This is a genomic window from Clostridium bowmanii (assembly GCF_018861315.1).
Lineage (GTDB): Bacteria > Bacillota > Clostridia > Clostridiales > Clostridiaceae > Clostridium_AD > Clostridium_AD bowmanii.
Genome location: NZ_JAHLDL010000087.1, coordinates 1 through 2432, shown reverse-complemented (window position 1 = coordinate 2432; position 2432 = coordinate 1). Strand labels below are relative to the sequence as shown.

Sequence of the window (2432 nt, the reverse complement as noted above, 5' to 3'; positions counted from 1 at the left end):
TATACAGATGATGGAGGAAGGTCCTCCGAAATCGCCATGCAGGTGGAGATTTCAAACTACCTTAAGGTGCTGTAATCAAAAGTTATGGTGCTTAGCATTAAGGAAAAGGCAGAGATAAATCTGTCAAGTATGTACTAAAGAGATGAATGAGCATGTGAACCACTTACGAAAATGTCGAAAGTGTATAGATTCCATCAAAACCAGGGGGTTGTCGTTAACTTGGGATAAGCCTAGAGGAAACCTGTTTACTGGCTAGGCGGTGGGCGGCATAAAGGTGGCATGACTTTAGTATGGGCATTTGTATGGAACGTGGGAACCTACGGCTTGATGTTAAGAGAGTATTTCAAGCAGAAGAACTGTGAGAAAAGAGTATCGATGCAAGCATAGGGGCAGATTGAGTCGTAGTAGTGAAGAAACTTCTGTAATGGAAGTGGAGCGAAGGACTTCAAGTTATTCAGTTTCAGAAATAAGTCAACTTTGAAAAGGAGGAGGAACTTATGACAGAAACAAAGCCATTTAATATTTCTAAAAGAGCTGTAGTTACAGCTTATGAGAAAGTTAAAGCAAACAAAGGAACATATGGAGTTGATGAACAGTCAATCGAAGATTTTGAAAAGAAGTTGAAAAATAATCTATACAAAATCTGGAATAGAATGTCATCAGGAAGTTATATTCCAAAGCCTGTAAGAGCTGTTGCAATTCCAAAGAAAAGTGGAGGAACTAGATTACTAGGAATACCTACTATTGAAGATAGAATTGCTCAGACAGTAGTTAAACTATATTTTGAACCAGAAGTAGAGCCTATGTTTTATGAGGATTCCTATGGATATAGACCTAATAAATCTGCAATACAAGCACTTGAAGTTACAAGAAAAAGGTGTTGGAGAAAAGATTGGGTTCTTGAATTTGATATTAAGGGACTTTTTGATAATATCAGACATGACATTCTAATGAAAATGGTAAGAAAACACACAAATGAAGAATGGATTATTCTATATATTCAAAGGTGGTTGACTGCACCATTTGAAATGAAAAACGGGGAACTAGTTACAAGGGATTCCGGTACTCCGCAAGGAGGTGTCATTAGTTCGGTACTTGCGAATCTGTTTCTACACTATGTTTTTGATGATTTTATGACAAAAGAATTCAAGACAATTCCGTGGGCAAGATATGCAGATGATGGAATAACACACTGCGCATCCCTAAAACAGGCGAAATATCTACAAAGACGATTGCAAGAAAGATTTGAAGAATATGGGATACAGTTAAACCTCGATAAAACAAAGATCGTATACTGTAAAGATGATGGTAGAAAGGGAGATTATCCGAATATATCATTTGATTTTCTAGGATATACATTTAAACCTAGAGGTGCTAAGAGTAAATATGGCAAATATTTTACAAGTTTCTTACCAGCGATGGCGGATAGGGCAAAGAAATTAATTCGCATCCAAGTAAGAAGCTGGAAATTGCAATTAAAAGTAGATAAGGATTTGTGGGATATATCAGATATGTTTAACAAAAGGATACAAGGTTGGATAAATTATTATACACATTTCTATAAAACAGAAATGTATGCAGTATTAAGATATATCAATAATGCTTTAGTAAAATGGGTTCGAAGAAAGTATAAGAAAAGAAAACATAGACGAAGAGCGGAATATTGGTTGGGAAGTATTGCAAAAAGAGATAGGAATTTGTTTGCACACTGGAAAATGGGAATATTACCAACGGCTGAATGATTGGAGCCGTATGAGCTGAGAGGTTCACGTCCGGTTCTGAGAGAAACTAAGGGGGAAGTTCCCTTGGTTTACTTACTTACTGATTTTTGCAAAATCAAAGAAATTGGCAGGGAAATATCTAGCTTTGGCTATCCATATATTAGAAAGAGACCTGAAACTTAAGGTGAATGGAACTAAGACCCATATAGCTGATGCTAGTCAAGGGGTGGCTTTTCTTGGATTTATAATAAGAGAAAAGTGGATTTCCATACATCCTAAAAGAATTGAGGGATTCAAAAATAAAATCAGAAGGCTAACGCCTAGAAACCATGGGATGAATATAGAACAAATGATTAGAAAGTTAAATCCAGTAATCAGTGGATGGGCAAATTATTTTAGAATTGCAAACTGTAAAGGACTTTTTGAGAAGCTATTTAGTTGGATTAAAAGAAGGCTAAGAATGAAGAAAATGAAAGAATGGAAAAGCTATAAATCTTTGCATAAAGCACTTAGGCGAAGAGGGTATAAGGGTGAATTCAAGAAAATATCAATGGTAAGGTGGAGAAATTCAAATTGTGCATTGATACATATGGCTTTACCTAATACATGGTTCAAAGAAATAAAGCTTGTTCACTTGTCAGATATACAGGTCGGTGTCTTGTCAAATTATTATGAATAAATAATTTTTAGTTTTACCAGGAGCCGTATGCG

General features: G+C 35.7%; 2 protein-coding genes. Both read left to right on the top strand.

Translation table 11 applies throughout. The features are described 5' to 3' along the window. Positions 1-497: 497 nt before the first annotated feature. On the top strand, positions 498-1742 hold the full coding sequence (gene ltrA / locus KPL51_RS22915; RefSeq protein WP_216166730.1) for a group II intron reverse transcriptase/maturase: 1245 nt from the start codon (positions 498-500) through the stop codon (positions 1740-1742). Positions 1743-1866: 124 nt separating this feature from the next. After that, on the top strand, positions 1867-2400 hold the full coding sequence (locus tag KPL51_RS22910) for a group II intron maturase-specific domain-containing protein (RefSeq protein ID WP_224854544.1): 534 nt from the start codon (positions 1867-1869) through the stop codon (positions 2398-2400). Positions 2401-2432 lie beyond the last annotated feature (32 nt).